The organism is Salinisphaera sp. PC39, assembly GCF_040361335.1.
Classification (GTDB): Bacteria; Pseudomonadota; Gammaproteobacteria; order Nevskiales; family Salinisphaeraceae; genus APNM01.
Map to the genome: position 1 here is coordinate 56,389 of NZ_APNM01000016.1, position 21,944 is coordinate 78,332.

The window sequence follows — 21,944 nt, forward strand, 5'->3', positions numbered from 1 at the left end:
ACGACGACGGGGCTAGGTACCGAGCGGCGGTCGCAACAGGGGCGGGGTGTGGCCCGCGCGCGGGGCGGTCGCCGGCGCGGCGTACACGGACTGGTGGACCGGGGCCGGTACGACCGGCTCGACCGCGGCGATCGCGGCCGTGCCGGCGCAGGCCGTTTGGCAGGCCGGGTCGGTGCAGTCGCCGTGACCGGCCGTGCCGGCATGCGCCGCGTGGTCCATGCCGGCGTGATCGGTGTGCATGGGGGCGTCGGCCGTGCCGGCCATGCCGCAGGTCTCCGCCGCCGCGTTCAGGGACAGCGGCAACAGCAGCGCCAGCCCCAGGACGAGGCGGCGCAGGACGGGCGATGTGCGCAGGCGCGACAGCATGGGGACTATTTACACCCCGGACCGTGGTCCGGGGTCAAGTCCCGTCGCATCAGGAGGCCACCCGCTCCTGGTAGTACCGCATCAGGATCTCGGCCACCTCGGGGCGCGAGAACTCCTCGGGCGGGGCGGTGCCCTCGGACAGCATCTTGCGGACCGCGGTGCCGGACAGCAGCACGAAGTCGTCCTTGGTGTGGTCGGGCACGGAGGACATCATCACGACCTTGCCCAGCTTCTTGGAGAAGGCGGTGTGGTCGGCGCGGTAGATGTCGATCTCCAGGGCGTCGTCCGGGACCTTTTCGTCGAAGATGGTCTGGGCGTCGAACGGACCGTAGTAGTCGCCCACGCCGGCGTGGTCGCGGCCCACGATCAGGTAGCTGCAGCCGGCGTTCTGGCGGAACACCGCGTGCAGCACCGCTTCGCGCGGGCCGGCGTAGAGCATGTCGAAGCCGTAGCCGGTGATCATCACGCTGTTGGGCGGGAAGTAGACGTCCACCATCTTGCGGATGGCGGCGTCGCGCACGTCGGCCGGGATGTCGCCGGGCTTGAGCTTGCCCAGCAGCATATGGATCAGCAGGCCGTCGGCACCGGTGTCCTCCATGGCCATCTTGCACAGGGCCTCGTGGGCGCGGTGCATGGGGTTGCGTGTCTGGAAGGCCACCACCTTGTCCCAGCCGCGCTCGGCGAACTCGGCGCGGATCGAGGGCGCGGTGCGGAAGGTCTCCGGGAAGTCCTGCTCGAAGTAGCTGAAGTTCAGTACCCGGATCGGGCCGGAGACGATGTGCCGGCCATGGCCGCGGAAGGTGGCCACGCCGGGATGCTCGGGATCGCGGGTGCCGAAGATCTGCTCGATCAGGGTCTCGATCTCGTCGTCCTCGAAGCGCTCGATGGCGGTCACGTCCTGGATCGCGATCACCGGCTGGCCGGGGACGTTGGGATCGCGCAGGGCGATGCGGCCGGCGCCCTCGATGGCGCCGGCGTCGTCGGTGAGGTTGAGGATGGGCACCGGCCAGAACAGGCCGTCGGCGCGGCGCATGTCGGCGCCCACGGACAGGGCGTCGGCCTTGTCCATGTAGCCGTCCAGCGGATTGAAGTAGCCCGCGCCCAGCATCACCGCGTTGGCGGCGGCGGCGGAGGTGAGGGTCAGCGAGGGCAGGCCCTCGGCCTCCTTGGCGAGCGCGGCGCGCTCGGCGTCGTCCTCGACGTAGCGGGGGTTGAGGGAATCGGAGCCGTGGGGTTTGATCATCGTGTCGTTCGCTGTCCGGTTGTGCGTTGAGATGGGTGGCGCCGGCCGTTGTGTCACGGCGGCGCGACGGGGGCGCCAAGGCGGCGCCCCGTTCATGGTCATCCGGTGCCCGGTCCGGGCGCGGCCGGCCGCGTCACGCGGCGGCGGTCACTTGCTCTCGTGGGTCTTGCAGCAGTTCGGGTTCTGGCACTCGCCGTAGAGCACGAGGGTGTGCCGGGACAGGTCGAAGCCGTTGTCCTTGGCGATCTGCTGCTGGCGCTTCTCGATCTCCTTGTCGAAGAACTCCTCGATACGGCCGCACTTCACGCACACCAGGTGGTCGTGGTGGCCCTGCTCCAGCTCGAACAGCGCATGCCCGTCCTCGAAGTGGTGACGGATCACCAGGCCGGCGTCCTCGAACTGCGCGAGCACGCGGTAGATGGTGGCGAGCCCGACATCCTCGCCCTCGTCCATCAGCAGGCGATAGACGTCCTCCGCCGACAAGTGGGATTCCTTGTGCGCCTCCAGAATTTGCAGGATCTTCAGGCGCGGCAGCGTCGCCTTGAGTCCGGCCTTGCGCAGATCGCTGGTTTCCATCGCCCGTTACCTCGAGAGAACCCCGGCCGGAACGCCGTTCCCGGCCGATATAGCCTTGGCTAACTTTACCGCCATGACAGGTGTCTTGACCAGCCGCGGCGCTCGCGGCGGCATCGATGCGCGACCTCTATCGGGCCGCTGCGCGCTACATGATATAACAGCGGCAAACCCGTAAGCGACGTTGATCCCATGCTGCGCATCGTATCCGCCATTGCCGTCCTCGCCATCGCCGCCGCTGCGGCGGCCGGCGAACGCGTCGAGTTCAGCGGCGAGAACACGCAGGGCGGCCTGATGGTCGGCCACGCCCCCGCCGGCGCCGAGGTCACGGTCGACGGCCGCGCCGTCAGCGTCTCGCCCGACGGTCTGTTCGCGTTCGGCATCGGCCGCGACGCCGAGGGGCCGGTGACGGTCGCGGTGGCCGCCGGCGGCGAGGTCACGCGCCACCGCCTGGAAGTCCGGCAGCGCGAATACGACGTCCAGCGCATCGACGGCCTGCCGCCGTCCAAGGTCAGCCCGAGCGCCGAGGACCTGGCGCGCATCCGCGACGAGCAGGCCCTGATCAACCGCGCCCGCGGCCGCGACCTGGCCCGCTCGGGCTTCGCCCAGGAGTGGCTCTGGCCGGTGACCGGCATCATCACCGGCGTCTACGGTAGCCAGCGGGTGCTCAACGGCAAGCCCCGCCGCCCGCACTACGGCGTCGACGTGGCCGCCGACAAGGGCACGCCCGTCCGCGCCCCGGCGGCCGGCATCGTGGCCCTGGCGCACCCGGACATGTACTTCTCCGGGCATACCGTGATCCTGGACCACGGCCACGGCGTGACCTCGACCCTGATCCACATGAGCGAGATGCACGTCGAGGCCGGCGACGAGGTCGCGCGCGGCGAGGTGATCGGCGCCGTCGGCGCCACCGGCCGCGCCACGGGCCCGCACCTGCACTGGGGCGTCAACTGGTTCGACACACGCCTGGACCCGGCGCTGCTGGTGCCGCCGATGTCCGAGCTCGTCGATTGATGGCTTTAAGAAATTAACCACAGAGGCACAGAGGCACAGAGAAAAGAAAAGAGAGAGTCATCTCGTTCCGGAAAGCGCGACACGCTTATCCGGAACCCAGGCACGTGCCCCAGTTGAATCCCTTCCTGGATACCGGACCGGCGCGTAGCGCCGTCCGGAACCACACAAACAATTCTCTGTGTCTCTGTGCCTCTGTGGTTAGTTTTTAGTCTTTTCTTCTTTCAGGCCGAGGCCTCGGCGCCCTTGTCGACGCCCTCGTAGGCCCGTACCACGAAGCGGCGCCGGGGTTCCTCGGCCTTCAGGCTGGCCGCGATGTGGGCGGCGATGTTCTCCACCGTGGTGTCGCCGTCCAACAGGTCGCAGCGCGAGGCGTCCAGCTCCAGCTCGAACTCGCCCTCGTCGGCGGTGTAGCCGAAGCGCCAGCGGCGCTCGCCGGGGTCGGCCCGCAGGTCCTCGCGGCTGCCCAGGTAGACGTCGCGCCAGCGGTCCGCCCAGCGGCGCTCGCGGGCGGGACTGCGCTCGCCGTCGGCCCAGATCTCCAGGCGCGAACGATGGCCGTGGGCGATACGCTGGCAGTGGCCGGCGTGCTTCTTGAGGCCGTGGCAGTAGCTGTAGCAGGCGCCCTCGATCAGTTCGTCGCGCAGGCGCACGTCGATGCCGCGGACGTTGGCCGGCATCGCCGCCGCCAGCCGCTCGCGCAGCAGGGTGGCCACCGCGCCGGGCTCGGTGGCCGGGGCGTCCAGGCGGCACAGGGCGGCCTCCGGGCCGCGGTGCACGAAACGGGCGCCGACGTCGTCGACGAAGCGCAGCCGGGTCTCGCCGCCGGTCGATTCCAGGTCCAGGCCCGGCGCGCCCATCGGCACGATCAGCTTGTGGTCGGCGGTGGCGTCGATGACCTCCTTGATCGTGCGCTTGGCCGGGCCGAAGTCGAACACCATGCCCTGCTCGTCGAGGTCGCCCTCCAGGGCCGCGTCCACGATCCAGCTCACCCCGACCAGACCGCGCAGGCGGTCCAGCACCGCGGCGTCTATCACGGTGATGCGGTCGACGAACAGGCGGGGCATGACCGGCTCAGGCGGCGGCCGCGTCCTCGAACGGGATGCCCCGGTCGGGCAGCAGCACGGGGATGTCGTCGTCCACCCGGTACACGGTGTGGCGATCGTCGGTGATCAGGCCGTCGTCCAGGGGTGCCTCCACCAGGCTGCCGTCGACGTAGCGCAGTGCCTGTTCGCGCACGCGGGCGTTGAGCGCGTCGCGCTGCTCGGCGGTGAGCGGCGACAGGGCGGCGCCCGTGACCGGGCAGACCAGGATGTCCAGAAGCTTCTTGTCCATGGCGCGAGGCTGGCGTTGGGGAAGGGCGATCATAACATCGCCGCGCGGCTTGCTAGGCTACGGCTCCGTTACTGTCATGCCCGGAGTGTCACGATGATCCGACGGACCGGTCCTGTCGCCACCCTGATCCTGGCCGCGGCCGCCTTGCTGGGCACCGCGATGCCCGCCGCCGCGGAGACGGACGGCCAACCACCCTATGTCTTCGCCTGGCCGTTCCAGCCGCCCGGGACCATGACCCCGCGCGGCGGCACCACCCGCGGCCCGGACCTCACCCCGGCGCCGGGCACCAGCCAGGCCTTCCGGCGCCTGCGCGAGAAGGGGCTGTCCGATTTCGAGCGCGACCGCCGCGCGATCCTGGCCATGGCCGGCCCCTACCGGGTGAGCTTCGATTTCCTGGAGATCGTGGGCTATGCCCCGGACTACGAGCCGGCCCGGCCCTACCGGAGCTGGGCCACGGAATACGTCTACGTGCTCGCCGACGAGGGCGACTTCATCTCTCTGCAGCACTTGCTGGTGATGACCTTCCCCGGCGACGACGGCGACACCCGCGGCCCGGTGGTCACCAAACACTGGCGCCAGGATTGGCGCTACGAGGCCGCCGCCGCGCACACCTACCGCGGCGCCGATACCTGGCGCCGCGAGAGCCGCGCGCCGGCGAAGCGCGAGGGCAAGTGGCTGCAGACCGTCTGGCAGGTGGACGACGCCCCGCGCTACGCCGCCTGGGGCGACTGGGAACACACCCCCGAGTATTCGAGCTGGCGCGGCGGGCGCACCTGGCGGCCACTGCCGCGCCGCGAGCACAGCGTGCGCGACGACTACGACGTCCTGGTCGGCCGCAACCGCCACACCATCCTGCCCGGCGGTTGGGTCCACGAGCAGCGCAACGAGAAGGTGGTGCTGGACGGCCCCGGCGAGATCGCGGGCCGCGTCGCCCGGGAATACGGGGTGGTCCGTTATCGGCGCATCGACGGCTTCGACTTCGGTCCCGGCGATGCCTACCTGGAGGCCACCGCGCCGTTCTGGGCCGCGGTGCGCGAGCGCTGGGACCGCCTCCTCGCGGCCCGCGACCGCGTGCGCCTGGCACCGCGCGCCCGGCGGGGACGTGGGCGCCGATCTCACCGCCGATTTCTCGCGGGTATTCGACGGCGGCGCCGACGAGGGCGGCACCGCCGCCCGCTATCTGCTGGTGGCGGAGATGCGCGTGGACACGGCCGCGGTCTTCGGCTGGCCCGGCGGCGAGTTCTACGTCAGCGCGGTCGACCAGGATGGCGAGGACGGCTCGGTCGAGGCCGGCGATTTCCAGGCCTACTCCAATATCGACGAGCGTGACTTCCGCGGCGTCTACGAGGTCTGGTACCAGCACACGCTGCTGGACGGCCGGCTGCGTCTCAAGGCGGGTAAGCTCGACGCCAACAGCGAGTTCGCCTACGTCGACTGGGGCGGCGGTTTCATCCATTCCTCGCCCGGCTTCTCGCCCACCATCCAGGCGTTCCCCAGCTATCCCGACCCGGCCACCAGCGTGAATGTCTTCGTCTACCCGGACGACCGTTGGTACGCCGGCATCGGCGTCTACGACGGCGCCACCCAGGCCGGCATCGAGACCGGTACCCGTGGACCGAGCACCTTCCTCGGCGAGCCCAGCGACCTGTTCGTGATCGGCGAGGGCGGGCTGCGCCACGAGCTCGGCGGCGCGCCGGGCCGCGTCGGGCTGGGCGCCTGGCGCCACAGCGGCGACTTCGGTCGCTTCGACGGCGGCCGCGAGGACGAGGCCGAGGGATTCTATGCCGTGCTCGACCAGGCCCTGGCCGCGCCCGGCCCGGACGGCGAGGCCCCGGTGGGCGTGTTCGCGCAGTACGGTTGGGCCGATCCCGAGATCAGCCCGGTCGAGCATCATGCCGGCGCCGGCATCGCCTGGCACGGTCCCCTGGCCGCCCGCCCGGACGACGGCGCCGGCCTGATGGCCAGCTACGTGCGTTTCAGCGACGAGCCCGGCGCCGGCTTCGCCGACGACGGCGAACTCGCGGTGGAGGTCTACTACGACGCCCGCGTCACGGGCTGGCTGGGCCTGAAGCCGGTCCTGCAGTACATCGAGAATCCGGGCGGACAGGGCCTGCCGGACGCCTGGGTCGGGACCCTGCGGATGGAACTGGCGCTGTGACGCGGCGCCGGTCAGATCCGGTCATGCCCGCGGGAGCGCTGACGGCATAGGCGGTAGTTGCCGATGTGGGCCGCGGCGAGCAGGAACGACGCGGTCACCGTGGCGACGCGCTCGGCGTTTTCGCCCCACCGGGGCGCGATCGCCAGGGCCGCCGCCGTCAGCAGCAGCAGGCCCGCCACGCCCGCGATCGCGACGCCCGGGGCATGGTGTCGCCGCCAGCCCATAAACAGGGCGGACACGCTGGTCGGTACCACGATCGCCAACAGCCACAAATGGACCGCCGTGCCCGCCAGCCAGGCGCCGGCCAGGGTCGGTGCCAGCACGGCAAGCACCGGCGCGGCCAGGCAATGCACCGTGCAGGCGGCGGAGGCCGTGACCGCGATCCGGTCGAGTCGCCGGGAAGAGATCGAGTGCATACGGACGATCCGTTTTGAAAGTGTATCGTAATAATATAACATTACATTTCAAGATACGGCCCGGCCCTGCCTCGTCGGGGTCGGGCCGCGGTTTCTGACGGCAGGAGATGAACATGCTCGAACGTGGCGACAATCCGCTCTCGGCATTACTGGCGGGCCTCGCCCTGGTGGCGGCCCAGGCCGCCCCGGCGCAGTCGGTGTCCGAAGCGGAGTCGACGCCGGCGGGCGAGGAGCTCGAATCGATCGTGGTCACCGGCGCGCCGGTGCCCGGGGATCCGTTGCTGCAATCGTCCCGAGTGGACGTGCTGCAGGGCGACGAGAAAGCACGACAGGAGGGCGCGAGCCTGGGCGAGACCCTGGACAGCCTCGCGGGCGTGGCCAGCATCGGGACCGGCAACGGCGTCGGCAAGCCGGTCATCCGCGGCCTGTCCGGGCAGCGCGTGCGGCTGCTGTCCGGCGGCGTCGGCGTCGATCACCAGCAGTTCGGTGTCCGCCATTCGCCCAATATCGATCCCTTCCTGAGCGACCGCATCGAGCTGGTACGGGGCGCCCAGAGCGTGCTCTACGGCTCCGACGCCCTGGGCGGCGCGGTGAATGTCCTGCCGGCGGCGATCCCCTACGGGGAACCGCTGGCCGGCGACAGCCTGGTGCGCTACCGCAGCAACAACGCACAGTGGGACACGGGCCTGCGGCTGGGCGGCGGCAGCGACGACCTGGGCTTCAGCGCCGCGTTGATACGCCGCTCGGCCGGCAATATCGAAACCCCCGACGAGCCGACCCATTTCCCGCCGCCGCCGGCCGATCCCGCCCTGCGCGACGAGCCGGCCTACACCGGCGAGCTGGATTACACGGGCTTCGAGCAGCTCAACGGGCGTGTCGCCGCGGGTTGGCGCGGGCTCGGCGGCGAGTGGTCGCTGCAGTACACCCGTTGGGACGACGAGCACGAGTTCCTGCTGCCGCCGCCCGCCGGGATGAAACCGCCGCCCGCCGGCGAGGAAGGCGTCGGCCAGTGGCTGGACAACGAGGAGCTGCGCCTGGCCGGCGAGTTCCGGCGCGCGGGGATCACCTGGCAGCCGGTCCTGATGTGGCAGAACAACCGTCGCCGCTCGAATGCCGCCGGCAACGATCTCGGCGTGCCGTTCGACGGCAGCATCGACCTCGAATTCGACCGTTACACGGCCCGGCTGGAAGGCGTGCACGGTCCCGTGCTCGGCCTGGACGGCGGCCGGGTCGGCATCGAGTACGCGACCAAGGACCAGGTCTCCCGCGGCCGGGTTCAGCTCAGCCCGGGCGGCGATGTCGACAACCTCGCGCTGTTCGCGTTCGAGGAACGCAGTTTCGGGCCGCTGCTGATCCAGACCGGGCTGCGCTTCGATCACCACGAGACCGTCGCCCGCGAGAGCAAGACCGAGGACACCGACACCAATTTCAGCGGCACCAGCCGCAACAGCTACGACGTGCTCACCGGCAGCATCGGCGGCACGTTGCAACTGTCGCCCGAGGTGGCGCTCGCCGCCAACGTGGGGCGGGGCTTCCGGGCGCCGTCGCTGTTCGAGTTGCACGTCAACGGTGTCCACGGCGGCGTCGCCGCGGTGCAGATGGGCGATCCCGACCTCGAGGAGGAGACTTCGCTGAACACGGACCTGTCGCTGCGCTGGGTGAGCGACGACGTGCGCCTGATCGCCACCGTGTACCGCAACGTCATCGACGACTACATCTATCCCCGAGACACCGGCACCACCCAGGGCGGGCTGCCGGTGTTCGAGTACACCCAGGGCAAGGCCCAACTCCACGGCGCCGAGCTGTCGGTGGAACGCCGGGTGACGTCGTGGCTGACCCTGTCGGGCACCGCCGAGGCGGTGGACGGCGAGCTGCGCGGCAGCGGCGACGAATTGCCGCTGATGCCGGCGGACAACCTGCGCGTGGCCTCCGAGTTCACGCCGGGTGATTGGGGCGTGCTGCGCGATCCCTATCTCGAACTCGGGGTGACATTCGTCGCCAGCAAGGACGCGGCGCCCGGCGAGCCGTTCAGCCAGTTCGACAACGCGCCGTTCGGCAGCGCCTCGACCGATTCGTACCAACTGGTGGACCTGAGCGCCGGCGTCGGCGTGCCGCTGGGCGGGCGCACGGCGAACCTGGACCTGCGCGTCACCAATCTCACCGACGAGACCTATCGCGCGTTCCTGGACACCTACAAGGGGTATGCCCTGTCGCCGGGCCGCGATATCCGCCTGACCGCGCGCGTGCCGTTCGGTCTCTGAGCGGCGGGCGATGGCGCCGTCGCCCGGACGGCCCCGTCGGCGGAGACGCCGGCGGGGCCTTCCTTATTGCCGGACGTCGATGCGGAGCACCAGCCGGGGGCAGCGGGGAGAGGTCGGCGGCGAGCGATGTACCAGACCGCGGCCGGCGTTGCCGGGCCAGCCGGTACCCTTGAACAGCGCCACAGCCTGGTGTGCCACCCGTCGGACCGTCTGCGGGCCGCCGCGACAGACCGGGTCGCGACCGGGCGCGCGGCCCCCGCGGCCCAGGGCGTCGCGATCCGCGTCCGCCTCGTCGAGATATTCGAGGCCCGGGCCCAGGTAGGCGCACAACAGCCGCAGGGGATGTGCGTCGACGTGGAACAGCGGGCACTGGCGCCGGGTCTGCCACTCGATCAGCACATCCATCTCCCGGCACGCCGCCAGGGTCGAGAAAAGCTGCAGCAGGCCGGCGATCTCCGTCAGCGCCTCGGTGTCCGCGCCGTGTCGCCGCAGCCCCCGTTCGATGGCGTCCGACGGGCCGACGAGGCGGCGGAACGGCGTGTTCGCCACCATGGCCGCGATGTGCTCGTCGCGGCGGCCGTCGGGTGCGCGCTCGATCACGGCCAGTTGTGTCGCGGGGTCGTCGAGACGCCGCCGCAAGGCATCGGTCGGCAGGTCCGCGGGCGGCGGCGCGATGGCCGCGGCGGTCATGCCGCCAGCGCCCAGCGCGGGAAGGGGTCGGGCAGGTCGCGCCAGCCCTCGTAGCCGGCCGCCAGTTCATCGTCGTCGAGCAGGCAGGCGTCGAGCCGCGCGCTGATGGCCTCGGCGTCGATATCCAGGCCGATGATGGCCAGTTCCTGGCGGCGGTCGCCGAAGCGGGCATCCCATATGGCGCGGAGGCGTCGGGCGATGTCGGGGTCCTCGGGCAGGCGTCCCGCCACACGTTCGCTGGCCCACCAGAAGCCGGCCGCGGCGTGCGTCAGGGCGCCGCCCGCCTGCGACAGCTCGCCGACCCAGTCGGGCCGCGTGGCGAGCCAGAAGAAGCCCTTGCTGCGGATCACGCCGGGCCATTCCCGGTGCAGCAGGTCGTGCAGGCGTTGCGGGTGGAACGGTCGCCGCCGCCGGTACACGAAACTGCGGATGCCGTATTCCTCGGTTTCCGGCGTGTGTTCGCCGCGCAGTTCGCGAGCCCAGCCGGGCCGCAGGGACGCGGCCTCGAAATCGAAGCGGCCCGTGTCCAGCAGATCCGGCAGCGGCACCCGGCCGCGCACGGTCTCGATCACCCGCGCGCCGGGATTGAGCGCGCGCACGATGGCGCGCGCTTGGCGTTTTTGTCCGGCGTCGGCGAGGTCCATCTTGTTGAGCAGTATCACGTCCGCGAACTCGATCTGATCGACCAGCAGGTCGACCACGGTGCGTTCGTCGTCGTTGCCGAGGGATTCCCCGCGCTGGTGCAGGAAGTCGGCGCTCTCGTAGTCGCGTGCGAGGTGGGCGGCATCCACCACCGTGACCATGGTGTCCAGGCGCGCGACGTCACTCAGGCTGAAGCCGGCCTCGTCGCGCACCGCGAACGTGGCCGCCACCGGCATCGGCTCGGAGATGCCGGTGGATTCGATCAGCAGATAGTCGAAACGGTCCTCGGCGGCGAGCCGGCGGACTTCCGCCAACAGGTCGTCGCGCAGCGTGCAGCAGATGCAGCCGTTGGAGAATTCGACCAGCTTTTCCTCGGATCGCGAGAGATCGACCTCGCCGCGTACCAGGTCGGCGTCGACGTTGATCTCGCTCATGTCGTTGACGATCACGGCCACGCGACGGCCCTCGCGATTGCCGAGGATGTGGTTCAACAACGTGGTCTTGCCGGCTCCCAGGAAGCCCGAGAGCACGGTGACGGGCAGGCGTTTGGTCATGACGGTCCTCGTGTTCGTCCCGTGGTGCGTTCGCGGTATTCGTCGTGTTCCTTGACCCAGGCGCAGGTCGTGGCCGTGGGTCGCGCCAGCAGGCGCGCGAGTCCGATCGGCTCGCCCGAGATGTCGCAATAGCCGTATTCGCCGCGCGCGATCCGGCGCAGCGCCTCGTCGATCTTGCGCCGAAGCAGGGCCTCGCGTTCGCGCAAGCGCAGGTCGATACGGTATTCCTCCTCCAGCGCCGCGCGGTCGCCCGGATCGGCCACTTGATGGCGGACCTGGAGGCGGGACCGGATCTCGGCCTCGCGCGCGAGCACGTCGGCCCGCATCCTTTGCAGGCATCGCTCGAAGAAGGCGAGTTGCGCCGGGTTCATGTACTCGCCGCCGGGGATGTCGTCCATGGTGTCCATGTCAGTCATGCAATATGTTATAACATAACAATTATAGGATAAAAAGCAGGAAAGCGGTCGGCCGCGTCAGCCGGCGGCGCAGCGCTGGCACAACCCGCGGATCTCGATGGTCTCGCGGTCGATGGTGAAGCCGACTTTGCGTGCCTCGTTCGCGATGGCCCGATCCACGGCCGGGCCCGCGATCTCGGCCACCGCGTGGCAGTGGCGGCAGATCAGGAACTTGGGGTAGCGGTCGCCGTGCGCGGCATCGCAGCCGACGAAGGCGTTCAACGATTCGATGCGATGCACCAGTCCGGCGTCCAGCAGGAAGTCCAGGGCCCGGTAGACGGTCGGCGGCGCCGCGCCGCCGCGTTCCTCGCGGATGCGGTCGAGCAGGTCGTAGGCCTTGGTGGGGGTGTGGCTCTGCCAGATCAGCTCCAGCACCCGCCGCCGGATGCGGGTGAAGCGCAGACCGTGGCGGTGGCAGTGTTCCTCCGCCCGCGCCAGTGCCTCGCGAACGCAGTCCTTGTGGTCGTGCGCGTGCGAGGTGAAGGCGATCGGCAATGCATCGGTGCTCATGACGCTATCCTAGCGCATCTCAATAATGTTATCTTATAACAGCCGTAAAAACTCAGTCGCGCGTCCGGCCGGAGCCATGTTGCAGGTTCGTGATCTCGTCTACGCCTATGACCGCCGGCCGGTACTGCGGTTGGCGGACTTCGCCCTGGCCCAGGGCGAGCAGGCCGCGGTGCTCGGACCCTCCGGCAGCGGCAAGTCGACCCTGCTGCACCTGCTGGCGGGGGTGCTGTCGGCGGCGCCCGGCATGGTCATCGTCGCGGACCGCGACTGGACCACGCTCGCCGGCTCCGCGCGCGATCGCTTCCGCGGCCGCGAGGTGGGTCTGGTCTACCAGCGGCCCTACCTGATAGGCGCCCTGAGGGTCCTGGACAATCTCCGCCTGGCCCGCTACGCGGCGGGCCTGCCGGACGACGCGGACGTGGCGCGCGCGACGCTGGCCGCGGTCGGCCTGGCGGCGACGGCGCGCTGTTATCCGCACGAGCTGAGCCAGGGCCAGCGCCAGCGGGTGGCCCTGGCGCGGGCGCTGGTGAACCGACCGCGCGTGATCCTGGCCGACGAACCCACCGCCAACCTCGACGATGCCAACGCCGAGCGGGTGCTGACGCTATTGCGTGACCGGGCCGCCGAGCGCGGCGCGACCCTGCTGGTCGTCACCCACGATACGCGCGTGCGCGCGGCCTTCGATCGCCGGTTGGAGATGGCGACGTGAACCTGTGGCGTCTCTCGCTGGCCTACCTGCGCACGCAGTGGCTGACAGCCATTCTCAATGTCCTGTTGCTGGCCCTGGGCGTGGCCACCATCGGCCTGCTGCTGCTGGTCGGCGCGCAACTCGAGAACAGCCTGCGCCGTGATGCCGACGGCTTCGATCTGGTCGTGGGCGCCAAGGGCTCGCCACTGCAATTGATTCTCTCCGGCGTCTATCACCTGGATGCGCCCACCGGCAACATACCGCTGGCCGAAGCCCGGCGCTGGGCGCGTCATCGTCTGGTCACGGAGGCCATCCCCGTGGCCCTGGGCGACAGTTACCGCGGCTATCGCATCGTGGGCACCAGCCGCGCCTATCCGGCGAGTTTCGAGGCGCGCCCGGCCGCCGGTGGTTGGTGGTCCGGGCCCCTGGAGGCGGTGCTCGGTGCCCGGGTGGCGCGGGAAACCGGGCTGGCGCCGGGCGACAGCTTCGCCGGCGCGCACGGTCTCGCGCCCGGCGGCCACACCCATGACGACCGCCCCTATCGGGTGGCGGGCGTACTCGCCCCCACCGGCACCGTGCTCGACCGCCTGATCCTGACCGACGTCGCCAGCGTTTGGGCATTGCACGACGGTCATGCGGAGGCGGCGACGGGATCGGCACACGATCACGAGACGGACCGTGCCGGCACCGGGCACGATCGGGCGGACGACCACGACCACGACCACGACCACGACCACGACCACGACCACGACCACGAGCACGAGCACGAGCACGAGCACGAGCACGAGCACGAGCACGATGCCGGCCCCGTGTCGCCGGACATCCTGGACGCCGATTTCGACGCCCGCGGCCGCGAGATCACGGTGCTGCTGCTCAAGTCGGATTCGCCGCTGGCGGCCGGCACCCTGCCACGTCTGATCAACAGTGTCTCCAGTCTGCAGGCAGCGGCGCCGGTGCCGGAGATGGCGCGTCTCTTGAGACTGGTGGGGTTCGGCCTGGATACGTTGCGGGGCTTCGCCGTCCTGGTGATCGTCGCCGCCGGCCTGAGCGTTTTCGTGGCCCTTTACAACGCCCTCAAGGCCCGCCGTTTCGATCTGGCGGTGATGCGCAGCCTGGGTGCCTCGCGGGGCCTGTTGTGCCGGCACATGCTGCTGGAGGGGCAGCTCGTCGCCGTCGCCGGGGCCGCGCTCGGGATGCTGCTGGCCCATGCCGCCGCCGAGGTACTGGGCTGGTGGCTGGCCCGGACACAAGGGTTGAGCCTGACCGGCGGCTACTGGCTGACGGCCGAGTGGTGGCTGCCGGTGCTGGCCTCCGGGCTGTGCCTGGCGGCGTCGCTGTTACCGGCCTGGCAGGCGTACCGCACCGACATCGCCAGAACGCTGGCACAGGCATGAGGACATCGACATGAACCGATTCCGGCCCTGGTCGCTGTGCGCGGCGGTTCTGATCCTGACGACGATCTCGATCCCGCCGGCGAGTATTGCGCAGGCGCGCCCGCCCGCCGAGATCGAAATCCTGTGGGAACGGGTGGCGCCCGGCGACGGCCCGCCCACGGTGCCCGCGATGCGCGGCGATATCGTCTATCTCGCCGCCGTGGTGCGCGACACCCACGGGCAGCCGCTCGACGGGGTGACCCTGGCCGTGTCCTCGGATCGGGGCAACACGGTGCTGGGCACGACACCGGTGACCCGCGACGGCGGCTATGCCGAGTTCAATGTCGCCGCCCGCGCGCCGGGCACGGACCGGCTGACGGTGCGGGCGGGCGAGGTCGTCGAGACAATCCGTCTGCGCGTGGCGGAACCGGTGTCGCAGGCAGACTACGCCGAGACCGTGCCGGCGATCGCCGGCGTCGAGGGGATCACCTCCTGGACGGTCCTGATGGCCGCGACGGTCGATTTCGACGCGCAAATGCGGGTCACGGCCGAGTACGGCGAGACCCTGCGCCGTCTGGCCGGCGAGCGGGTCCGGCTGGCCGGCTTCATGCTGCCGTTGGAGATGGGCGAACGGCCGACCCGTATCCTGCTGTCGGCGAACCCGCCTACCTGCTTCTTCCACATGCCCGGCGGGCCCACGACGGTGGTCGAGGTGCGGCTGCGCGATGGCACGGACATTACCTGGGATCCGTTGGTGGTGGCGGGGCGGCTGACGATGGCGGACACATCGGACGACGGTATTTTGTACCGCCTGACCGAGGCCGAAGTGCTGGCGCCCTAGGCCGGCCCGACTAGTCCGCGGGCGTGGCGTGGGTCGGGCAGTTGTCGTCGTGGCGGCAGGCGCGGAAGTTCTGCACGTGCGCCGCGGCCAGGATCAGGCCGCCGGCGATGGTGACGTAGCGCTCCAGGCCGCCGTCGCCCCAGGCGTGCAGCGCGAACGCCGCGAACACCAGCAGTCCCAGGCCGGTGCCGCCCAGCGCGGCGATGTCCCAGCGGCGATGGCGCCGGCAGCCGATGCCGAAGGCCAGCAGGCTGGTGGGCAGGGCGACGATCAGCATCAACTGGTGGAACTCGGCGTGGTCGAGCAGGCCGGCGGCCAGCGTCGGCAGCAGCGTCAGCGCCACCGGCAGCGCCAGGCAGTGCACCAGGCACACGCCCGAGAGCACCAGCGCCAAGCCGTCCAGCTTGCCCACGTGGCGGTCGGCGGCGGCACCGGAAAATGTTATCTCGTTACGTTTCATCGCGGGCATTATAGACTAACGGACTCACTCACCGACAAGCAGTGCCATGAATCGACGATTCCCCGCCGCGATCCTGGCCGCGGCCGCGCTCCTGGCGGCCGCCGGCTGCAGCCAGGGCACCGCCACCTGCGGCGCCCTCCTGGTCACCGATGCCTGGGTGCGCGAGGCGCCGCCCAACGCCGGCGCCGCCGCGGGCTACCTGGCCCTGTTCAACAGCGGCTCGGGCACGGTCACGCTCACCGGCGCCAGCAGCCCCGATTTCGGCAAGGTGATGATGCACCGCTCGGAGGAGGCCGACGGCCAGATGCGCATGCGCCACCTGGAGCGCCTGGCCATCGACGCCGGCGGCAAGCACGTGTTCCGGCCGGGCGGCGACCACCTGATGCTGATGGAACCCAAGGGCCGCGTCGCCGAGGGCGACGAGGTGCGCCTGAAGCTGCACTGCGGCGACACCGAGACCCGCCTGTTCACCGCGCCGGTGCGGCGCGAGGCGCCGACCGGATGAACGGTGATCCGGCGCGCGCCCGGTGCGTTATTCTGGCGTCATGAGCCGGCGCCGTTTCACCAAGATGCACGGTCTGGGCAACGACTTCGTGGTGTTCGACGCCACGCGGCGGCCCCTGGACCTCACCCCCGAGCGGGCGCGCTTCGTCGCGGACCGGCGCCTGGGCGTGGGCTGTGACCAGATATTGGTGGTGGAGCCGGCCGCGGACTACGACGCCGACTTCTTCTACCGCATCTACAACGCCGACGGCTCCGAGTCCGGCCAGTGCGGCAACGGCGCCCGCTGCTTCGCCCGCTTCGTGCGCGAGCAGGGCCTGACCGACCGCGACCGGATCACGGTGGCGACCGCGTCCGGCCGCATGGTCCTGGAGGCCCTGGCCGACGGCCGCTACCGGGTGGCGATGGGGGTGCCGGCGTTCGCGCCGGACGCGATCCCTGTGCGCGCGCCCGCGCGTGCCGATACCTATGACATGACCCTGGCGGACGGACGGCGCGTGACCGGGCAGGCCCTGGCGATCGGCAACCCCCACTTCGTGTTGCGCGTGGACAGCGTGGACAGCGCGGACGTGGCCGGCCTGGGCCCGGCCCTGGAGTCGCACCCCGATTTCCCGGAACGGGTGAACGTCGGCTTCATGGAGGTGGTCGACGCCGGCCGCATCCGTCTGCGGGTGTACGAGCGCGGTGCCGGCGAGACCCGGGCCTGCGGCAGCGGCGCGGTCGCGGCCGCGGTCGCGGGGCGTCTGGCCCATGGTTTGCATGATACGGTCCAGGTCGAGGTGCCCGGCGGCATGCTGACGGTGGAGTGGGCCGGGGAGGGCGAGACCGCCCATCTCACCGGCCCCGCCGCCCGCGTGTTCGACGGTGAGCTGGACCTCGATCCCAAATGAGCACGAGGGGAGTGTAAGAGGACATGAACGATCCCAAGCCCGAACGAGACGCCGGCGAAGTCGACGAGAGCGAGCTGGCCTCGTACCTGGCGTCCCACCCGGATTTCCTCCAGCGCCACCCGGAGGCGCTGGAGGCCCAGGAACTCCGGCACGACGCCGGCGGCGCCGTCTCGCTGATCGAGCGCCAGGTGGGCTCGCTGCGCCGGGCCAACCAGGACATGCAGTCGCGGCTGAAGGAGCTGATCGGCGCCGCGCGCGACAACGAGCTGCGGGTCCAGCACCTCAACAGCCTGGCGCGCGCCCTGATTGCGGCCGACACCCCGGCCGCCCTGGTCAAGGGCCTGACCGACTGCCTCCACCGCGAGCTCGGGGTCGATGCCCTCTACATCGGCATCATGGGCGGCACCGACGAGGCTATCGGCGGCATCCAGCCGCTGCACCGCGACGGGGCGCCGATGCGCGCCCTGACCAACGTCTTCCGCCGCGGCAAGCCCATCTGCGGCCCGCTCACCGAGGAGCAGGTCGAGGCGCTGTTCCCCGACCACGGCGACACCCCGCCGCAGTCCGCGGCCCTGATCCCGCTGGGCGAGGGCCAGGTGCGCGGCGTGCTCGCCCTGGGCAGCCGCGACTCCAAGCGTTTCGTCCCCGAGATGGGCACCTGGTTCCTGGAGCTCACCGGCCAGCTCGTCACCACCGCCTGCCGTCGGCACCTGGGGTCGGGCCGGCTCTAGGCAGCGGGGCGGCGAAGCCGTGACGCGGGATGCGCCCCAACCCGATCCGGTGTCGGACGGGAAACCGGAAACGGGGAACCGCAAACGGATGAACGCGGCCATCACCGCGTTCGTCACCCACCTCCGGCACGAACGCCGCGTCTCTCCGCACACCCTGGACAACTACCGTCGCGACCTCGACGCCGCGGCGTCCTGGTGCGACGAACGCGGCATCGCCGATTGGGCCGACCTCGACGTGCACGGGGTACGCTCGCTGGTGGCCGCCCGCCACCGCAAGGGCGCGGCCCCGTCCAGCCTGGCGCGGCTGCTGTCCTCGCTGCGCACCTTCTACAACTGGCTGATCCGCGAGGGTGCCGCCGGCGCCAACCCGGCCGCCGACGTGCGTGCCCCCAAGCGCCGCCGGCCGCTGCCCAAGACCCTGGACGTGGACGAGGTCTCCCAGCTCCTGGACGCCGATCCGGGACAGGACCCGGTGGCGGTGCGCGACCGCGCGATCCTGGAGCTGTTCTATTCCTCCGGCCTGCGCCTGGCCGAGCTGGTGGGCCTGGACGAGGCCGACCTGGACCTGCCGTCGCGCGAGATCACGGTGCTGGGCAAGGGCAACAAGCAGCGGCGGCTGCCGGTGGGCGCCAAGGCCGCGGCGGCCCTGAAACGCTGGCTGGCGCTGCGGGCCGACCTGGCGGGGCCGGACGAGCCGGCGCTGTTCGTGTCCAACCGCGGCACCCGCCTGGCGCGCGGCAGCGTCGCCGCGCGGCTCAAGCGCCGCGCCGCCGAGGCCGGCCTGCCCGGGCGGCTGCACCCGCACAAGCTGCGCCACTCCTTCGCCACCCACCTGCTGGAATCCTCCGGCGACCTGCGCGCGGTCCAGGAACTGCTGGGCCACGCCGACATCGGTACCACCCAGATCTACACCCACCTCGACTTCCAGCGCCTGGCCAAGGTCTACGACGAGGCGCATCCGCGGGCGCGGCGGCGGGATGAGGAAGATTCGGGTTAAGAACCGAACCACAGAGGCGCGCAGAGGCGCGCAGAGGCGCGCAGAGGGAAATGCATCATCGTCATGCCGAACGCGCCTACGCGCGATCCGGCATCCAGGCAAGGATTCGCCAGGGTACGGGACTGGCGCCCGGATAGCCGCCACGCGGCTTCCGGAACGACACTACATCTTTCCTCCGTGTGCCTCTGTGCGCCTCTGTGGTTCGTTTCCCGACAAGAACGAAACCGGCGAGTCTTCAGCGCCCGCCTTGATTGACGATTTCCCTAAAATTGGCAATAAACATTAAAATGACAGAAACAAACTAATTGACGGATTGCTCGGCATGGATGAAGTCAAGGTCAAGGTCTCCGCCTCCGGTCGGGTGCTGATCCCGGCGCGCTTCCGCAAGGCGTTGGGCCTGCGGGACGGCGACGAGCTGTTGTTGAGCCGGGAGGGTGAACGCCTGGTGCTGACGTCCCGGACCGCCGCCCTGCGCCGGGCCCAGGCGCTGGCGCGGCAGTATCGCGGCGCGGACGAATCCGAGGTCGACGCTCTGTTGGCCGAGCGGCGGGCCGAGGCGGCGCGTGAGTAGCGTGCTGGATGCCTCGGCGGCGCTCGCCCTGATCTATCGCGAGTCCGGTCACGAACGGGTCGAGGCCCGGCTGGCCGGCAGCGTCATGTCGGCGGCGAACGTCAGCGAAGTGGCCGCGCATCTCGGCTTCCGCGGCGCCGGGCGCGACGAGATCGAGGCGATCCTGGCCGGGGTGGGGGCCGAGGTGGTGCCCGTGGACCGGGCGATCGCGCTGGTCGCGGGCGAGCTGCGCCGGCCGACCGCGGAACTCGGTCTCTCCCTCGGCGACCGGCTGTGCCTGGCGACCGCGCGGGTCATGGATCGGCCGGCGGTCACCGCCGACCGCGCCTGGGCGGCCCTGGATCTCGGTATCGCGGTCGAGTGCATCCGCTAGGCGGCCGGCCCGGCCGCCCTTGAACCCGGCGCCCGCGCCCCCACCATAACCGTCAGCAGTCACGACTCAGCCGCCCGGGCGCGGGCGGCCCAGCGGGGAGCCGATCTTGGAGCCATTCCACGGAACCACCATCCTTTGCGTGCGCCGCGAGGGGGAGGTCGCCCTGGCCGGCGACGGCCAGGTGTCGATGGGCAACGTCCAGGTCAAGGGCAACGCCCGCAAGGTGCGGCGGCTCTACGACGACAAGGTCCTGGCCGGCTTCGCCGGCGGCACCGCCGACGCCTTCACCCTGTTCGAGCGCTTCGAGTCCAAGCTCCAGCAGCACAGCGGCAACCTCACGCGCGCCGCCGTGGACATGGCCAAGGACTGGCGCACCGACCGCGTCCTGCGCCGCCTGGAGGCCCTGCTGCTGGTGGCCGACCGCCACGCCAGCCTGATGCTCTCCGGCACCGGCGACGTGATCGAGCCCGAGCACGCCGGCATGGCCATCGGTTCCGGCGGGCCCTTCGCCGAGGCCGCGGCCCGCGCCCTGGTGGAGAACACCGACCTGTCCGCGCGCGAGGTGGCCGAGAAGGCCATGAACATCGCCGCCGACACCTGCATCTATACCAACCACCACATCACCGTCGAGGTCCTGGACCATGACTGAACCCGCCGACGCGGAAGCCGTGGTGCCCGCCCCCGGCACCGAGGCGCGGCTCACGCCGCGCCAGATCGTCGCCGAGCTGGACAAGCACATCGTCGGCCAGGCCGAGGCCAAGCGCGCCGTGGCCGTGGCCCTGCGCAACCGCTGGCGGCGGATGCAGCTCGGCGAGCGCATCCGCGCCGAGATCACGCCCAAGAACATCCTGATGATCGGGCCCACCGGCGTGGGCAAGACCGAGATCGCCCGGCGCCTGGCCAAGCTCGCCGGGGCGCCGTTCATGAAGGTGGAGGCCACCAAGTTCACCGAGGTCGGCTATGTCGGCCGCGAGGTGGACTCCATCATCCGCGACCTGGTGGACGCCGCCATCAAGATGGTGCGCGAGCAGGCCATGGACGAGGTCCGGCACAAGGCCGAGGACGCCGCCGAGGAGCGCATCCTGGACGCCCTGCTGCCGGGCCCGCAGAGCGCCGAGTACGGCAGCGAACAGGCCCAGAGCGAATCCAACGCCACCCGCCAGGTGTTCCGCAAGCGCCTGCGCGAGGGCAAGCTCGACGACAAGATGATCGAGCTGGACCTGCGCCAGCAGGGCCCGGGCGTGGAGATCATGGCTCCGCCCGGCATGGAGGAGATGACCAGCCAGCTCCAGAACATGTTCCAGCACCTCAAGGGCGACCGCACCCAGCGCAAGAAGGTCGCGATCAAGGACGCCTACCGCCAGCTCGTGGACGAGGAGGCGGCCAAGCTGGTGGACGAGGAGCAGATCAAGGCCCGCGCCATCGAGCAGGTCGAGAACAACGGCATCGTGTTCGTGGACGAGATCGACAAGGTCGCCAAGCGCGCCGACGGCGGCGGTGGCGCCGATGTCTCGCGCGAGGGCGTGCAGCGCGACCTGCTGCCGCTGGTCGAGGGCTGCACCGTGTCCACCAAGTACGGCATGGTGCGCACCGACCACATCCTGTTCATCGCCTCCGGCGCCTTCCACGTGGCCAAGCCCGCGGACCTGATCCCCGAGCTGCAGGGCCGGCTGCCGATCCGCGTCGAGCTGCAGGCCCTGTCCGCGGACGACTTCGTGCGCATCCTCACCGAGCCCGACTGCTCCCTGACCGAGCAGTACGCGGCCCTGATGGACGTCGAGGGCGTGACCGTGCGCTTCGCCGACGAGGGCGTGCAGCGCCTGGCCGAGGTCGCCTACAAGGTCAACGAGGGCACCGAGAACATCGGCGCCCGGCGCCTGCACACGGTGATGGAGCGGCTGATGGAAGAGATCTCCTTCGACGCCGCCGAGCGTTCCGGCGACACCGTCACCATCGACGCCGCCTACGTCGACGAACGCCTCAAGGACCTGGCCGCCGACGAGGACCTGTCCCGCTACATACTCTAGCGGCCCCACCGGCCAACACCGCCATTCCCTCTCCCCCTAGGGGGAGAGATTCTATGTCTCGGGTCAAGCGGCCTTGACTCGGCTGGCGTCGTAAGTCTGGTCGTACTTGATCAGGCTGTACGCGATCCGGACCAGTTTTCGGGTGACGGCCACATGCGCCTGGGTGGGCTTGAAGCCGCGCGCTCGCAATCGCTCGTAGTAGGGCCGCAGATCGCTTCGGGCGGCGGCCCGGGCGGCATTGTGCAGTAGCCGCCGATATTCGGCATCGCCCTGCTTGG

At 70.6% G+C, this 21,944-nt stretch carries 25 protein-coding genes and 2 pseudogenes; 15 read left to right on the forward strand and 12 right to left on the reverse strand.

Going from position 1 to position 21,944, the window contains the following annotated elements:
• Window positions 1–12: 12 nt before the first annotated feature.
• From PC39_RS14065 to fur, 3 genes are all read right to left on the reverse strand, one after another.
• A complete protein-coding gene (locus PC39_RS14065; protein WP_353254039.1) occupies window positions 13–366 on the reverse strand; it encodes a hypothetical protein in 354 nt (117 codons plus the stop codon).
• A gap of 49 nt (window positions 367–415) precedes the next feature.
• Complete coding sequence (sat, locus tag PC39_RS14070) at window positions 416–1,609, reverse strand: sulfate adenylyltransferase (protein WP_353254040.1); 1,194 nt, start codon at window positions 1,607–1,609, stop codon at window positions 416–418.
• 147 nt (window positions 1,610–1,756) lie between these two features.
• On the reverse strand, window positions 1,757–2,185 hold the full coding sequence (gene fur, locus PC39_RS14075) for a ferric iron uptake transcriptional regulator (RefSeq protein ID WP_353254041.1): 429 nt from the start codon (window positions 2,183–2,185) through the stop codon (window positions 1,757–1,759).
• Window positions 2,186–2,374: 189 nt separating this feature from the next.
• Between fur and PC39_RS14080 the strand changes: the two genes are divergently transcribed.
• Window positions 2,375–3,196, forward strand: coding sequence for a M23 family metallopeptidase (locus PC39_RS14080; RefSeq protein WP_353254042.1), 822 nt, complete (start codon window positions 2,375–2,377; stop codon window positions 3,194–3,196).
• A 221-nt stretch (window positions 3,197–3,417) separates the two neighbouring features.
• On the opposite strand, the gene PC39_RS14085 is transcribed toward PC39_RS14080, so the two are convergent.
• Window positions 3,418–4,260 (reverse strand): 6-carboxytetrahydropterin synthase, encoded by an 843-nt coding sequence (locus PC39_RS14085; protein ID WP_353254043.1) that lies wholly within the window; start codon window positions 4,258–4,260, stop codon window positions 3,418–3,420.
• Between the two features lie 7 nt (window positions 4,261–4,267).
• The gene (locus PC39_RS14090) at window positions 4,268–4,561 is read right to left on the reverse strand and encodes a Trm112 family protein (RefSeq protein ID WP_353254044.1); all 294 of its coding nucleotides are present in this window, start codon (window positions 4,559–4,561) and stop codon (window positions 4,268–4,270) included.
• A 198-nt stretch (window positions 4,562–4,759) separates the two neighbouring features.
• Between PC39_RS14090 and PC39_RS14095 the strand changes: the two are divergent.
• Window positions 4,760–5,605 (forward strand): annotated as a pseudogene (locus tag PC39_RS14095) (DUF6607 family protein); the annotation flags it as partial.
• Window positions 5,606–5,729: 124 nt separating this feature from the next.
• Window positions 5,730–6,686 (forward strand): carbohydrate porin, encoded by a 957-nt coding sequence (locus tag PC39_RS14100; RefSeq protein WP_353254045.1) that lies wholly within the window; start codon window positions 5,730–5,732, stop codon window positions 6,684–6,686.
• An 11-nt stretch (window positions 6,687–6,697) separates the two neighbouring features.
• Here the strand turns inward: PC39_RS14100 and PC39_RS14105 are convergent, their stop codons facing one another.
• Window positions 6,698–7,102, reverse strand: a complete 405-nt coding sequence (locus PC39_RS14105; protein WP_353254046.1) for a MerC domain-containing protein — start codon at window positions 7,100–7,102, stop codon at window positions 6,698–6,700.
• A 113-nt stretch (window positions 7,103–7,215) separates the two neighbouring features.
• Between PC39_RS14105 and PC39_RS14110 the strand changes: the two genes are divergently transcribed.
• Complete coding sequence (locus PC39_RS14110; protein ID WP_353254047.1) at window positions 7,216–9,363, forward strand: TonB-dependent receptor plug domain-containing protein; 2,148 nt, start codon at window positions 7,216–7,218, stop codon at window positions 9,361–9,363.
• Between the two features lie 63 nt (window positions 9,364–9,426).
• Here the strand turns inward: PC39_RS14110 and PC39_RS14115 are convergent, their stop codons facing one another.
• From PC39_RS14115 to PC39_RS14130, 4 genes are read right to left on the reverse strand one after another with little or no spacing between them, the layout of a single operon-like run.
• Window positions 9,427–10,053 carry a DUF1826 domain-containing protein gene (locus tag PC39_RS14115; RefSeq protein ID WP_353254048.1) on the reverse strand — a complete coding sequence of 209 codons (627 nt, stop codon included), beginning with the start codon at window positions 10,051–10,053 and terminating at the stop codon, window positions 9,427–9,429.
• Window positions 10,050–11,249 carry a zinc metallochaperone GTPase ZigA gene (zigA, locus tag PC39_RS14120; protein ID WP_353254049.1) on the reverse strand — a complete coding sequence of 400 codons (1,200 nt, stop codon included), beginning with the start codon at window positions 11,247–11,249 and terminating at the stop codon, window positions 10,050–10,052. Before zigA ends, PC39_RS14115 begins: the two co-directional genes overlap by 4 nt.
• Window positions 11,246–11,665 (reverse strand): TraR/DksA C4-type zinc finger protein, encoded by a 420-nt coding sequence (locus PC39_RS14125; protein WP_353254050.1) that lies wholly within the window; start codon window positions 11,663–11,665, stop codon window positions 11,246–11,248. The genes zigA and PC39_RS14125 overlap by 4 nt, the downstream gene beginning before the upstream one ends.
• A 57-nt stretch (window positions 11,666–11,722) precedes the next feature.
• On the reverse strand, window positions 11,723–12,214 hold the full coding sequence (locus PC39_RS14130) for a Fur family transcriptional regulator (protein WP_353254051.1): 492 nt from the start codon (window positions 12,212–12,214) through the stop codon (window positions 11,723–11,725).
• Window positions 12,215–12,290: 76 nt separating this feature from the next.
• Between PC39_RS14130 and PC39_RS14135 the strand changes: the two genes are divergently transcribed.
• From PC39_RS14135 to PC39_RS14145, 3 genes are read left to right on the forward strand one after another with little or no spacing between them, the layout of a single operon-like run.
• Window positions 12,291–12,923 carry an ABC transporter ATP-binding protein gene (locus PC39_RS14135; RefSeq protein ID WP_353254052.1) on the forward strand — a complete coding sequence of 211 codons (633 nt, stop codon included), beginning with the start codon at window positions 12,291–12,293 and terminating at the stop codon, window positions 12,921–12,923.
• A complete protein-coding gene (locus tag PC39_RS14140; protein WP_353254053.1) occupies window positions 12,920–14,296 on the forward strand; it encodes an ABC transporter permease in 1,377 nt (458 codons plus the stop codon). Before PC39_RS14135 ends, PC39_RS14140 begins: the two co-directional genes overlap by 4 nt.
• Before the next feature lie 10 nt (window positions 14,297–14,306).
• Window positions 14,307–15,116: a DUF3299 domain-containing protein gene (locus PC39_RS14145; RefSeq protein ID WP_353254054.1), complete on the forward strand. Its 810-nt coding sequence runs from the start codon at window positions 14,307–14,309 to the stop codon at window positions 15,114–15,116.
• 10 nt (window positions 15,117–15,126) lie between these two features.
• On the opposite strand, the gene PC39_RS14150 is transcribed toward PC39_RS14145, so the two are convergent.
• Window positions 15,127–15,576, reverse strand: coding sequence for a MerC domain-containing protein (locus PC39_RS14150; protein ID WP_353254055.1), 450 nt, complete (start codon window positions 15,574–15,576; stop codon window positions 15,127–15,129).
• A 46-nt stretch (window positions 15,577–15,622) separates the two neighbouring features.
• Here PC39_RS14150 and PC39_RS14155 point away from each other — a divergent pair, with 46 nt between their 5' ends.
• The 8 genes from PC39_RS14155 to hslU all read left to right on the forward strand — a co-directional run bounded on the left by PC39_RS14155 (window position 15,623) and on the right by hslU (window position 21,666).
• Window positions 15,623–16,081, forward strand: a complete 459-nt coding sequence (locus PC39_RS14155) for a copper chaperone PCu(A)C (RefSeq protein ID WP_353254056.1) — start codon at window positions 15,623–15,625, stop codon at window positions 16,079–16,081.
• 40 nt (window positions 16,082–16,121) lie between these two features.
• Window positions 16,122–16,967, forward strand: coding sequence for a diaminopimelate epimerase (dapF, locus tag PC39_RS14160; RefSeq protein WP_353254057.1), 846 nt, complete (start codon window positions 16,122–16,124; stop codon window positions 16,965–16,967).
• Between the two features lie 23 nt (window positions 16,968–16,990).
• Window positions 16,991–17,698, forward strand: coding sequence for a DUF484 family protein (locus PC39_RS14165; protein ID WP_353254058.1), 708 nt, complete (start codon window positions 16,991–16,993; stop codon window positions 17,696–17,698).
• Between the two features lie 88 nt (window positions 17,699–17,786).
• Window positions 17,787–18,695: a tyrosine recombinase XerC gene (xerC, locus tag PC39_RS14170; protein ID WP_353254059.1), complete on the forward strand. Its 909-nt coding sequence runs from the start codon at window positions 17,787–17,789 to the stop codon at window positions 18,693–18,695.
• Between the two features lie 322 nt (window positions 18,696–19,017).
• On the forward strand, window positions 19,018–19,266 hold the full coding sequence (locus PC39_RS14175) for an AbrB/MazE/SpoVT family DNA-binding domain-containing protein (RefSeq protein ID WP_353254060.1): 249 nt from the start codon (window positions 19,018–19,020) through the stop codon (window positions 19,264–19,266).
• Entirely contained in the window at window positions 19,259–19,639 is a 381-nt protein-coding gene (locus PC39_RS14180) for a type II toxin-antitoxin system VapC family toxin (RefSeq protein ID WP_353254061.1), read from the forward strand. Before PC39_RS14175 ends, PC39_RS14180 begins: the two co-directional genes overlap by 8 nt.
• A 106-nt stretch (window positions 19,640–19,745) precedes the next feature.
• Window positions 19,746–20,288 (forward strand): ATP-dependent protease subunit HslV, encoded by a 543-nt coding sequence (hslV, locus tag PC39_RS14185; protein ID WP_353254062.1) that lies wholly within the window; start codon window positions 19,746–19,748, stop codon window positions 20,286–20,288.
• Window positions 20,281–21,666: an ATP-dependent protease ATPase subunit HslU gene (gene hslU / locus PC39_RS14190; protein WP_353254063.1), complete on the forward strand. Its 1,386-nt coding sequence runs from the start codon at window positions 20,281–20,283 to the stop codon at window positions 21,664–21,666. The genes hslV and hslU overlap by 8 nt, the downstream gene beginning before the upstream one ends.
• Before the next feature lie 63 nt (window positions 21,667–21,729).
• Here the strand turns inward: hslU and PC39_RS14195 are convergent.
• A pseudogene (locus tag PC39_RS14195) lies at window positions 21,730–21,944 on the reverse strand (IS110 family transposase); the annotation flags it as partial.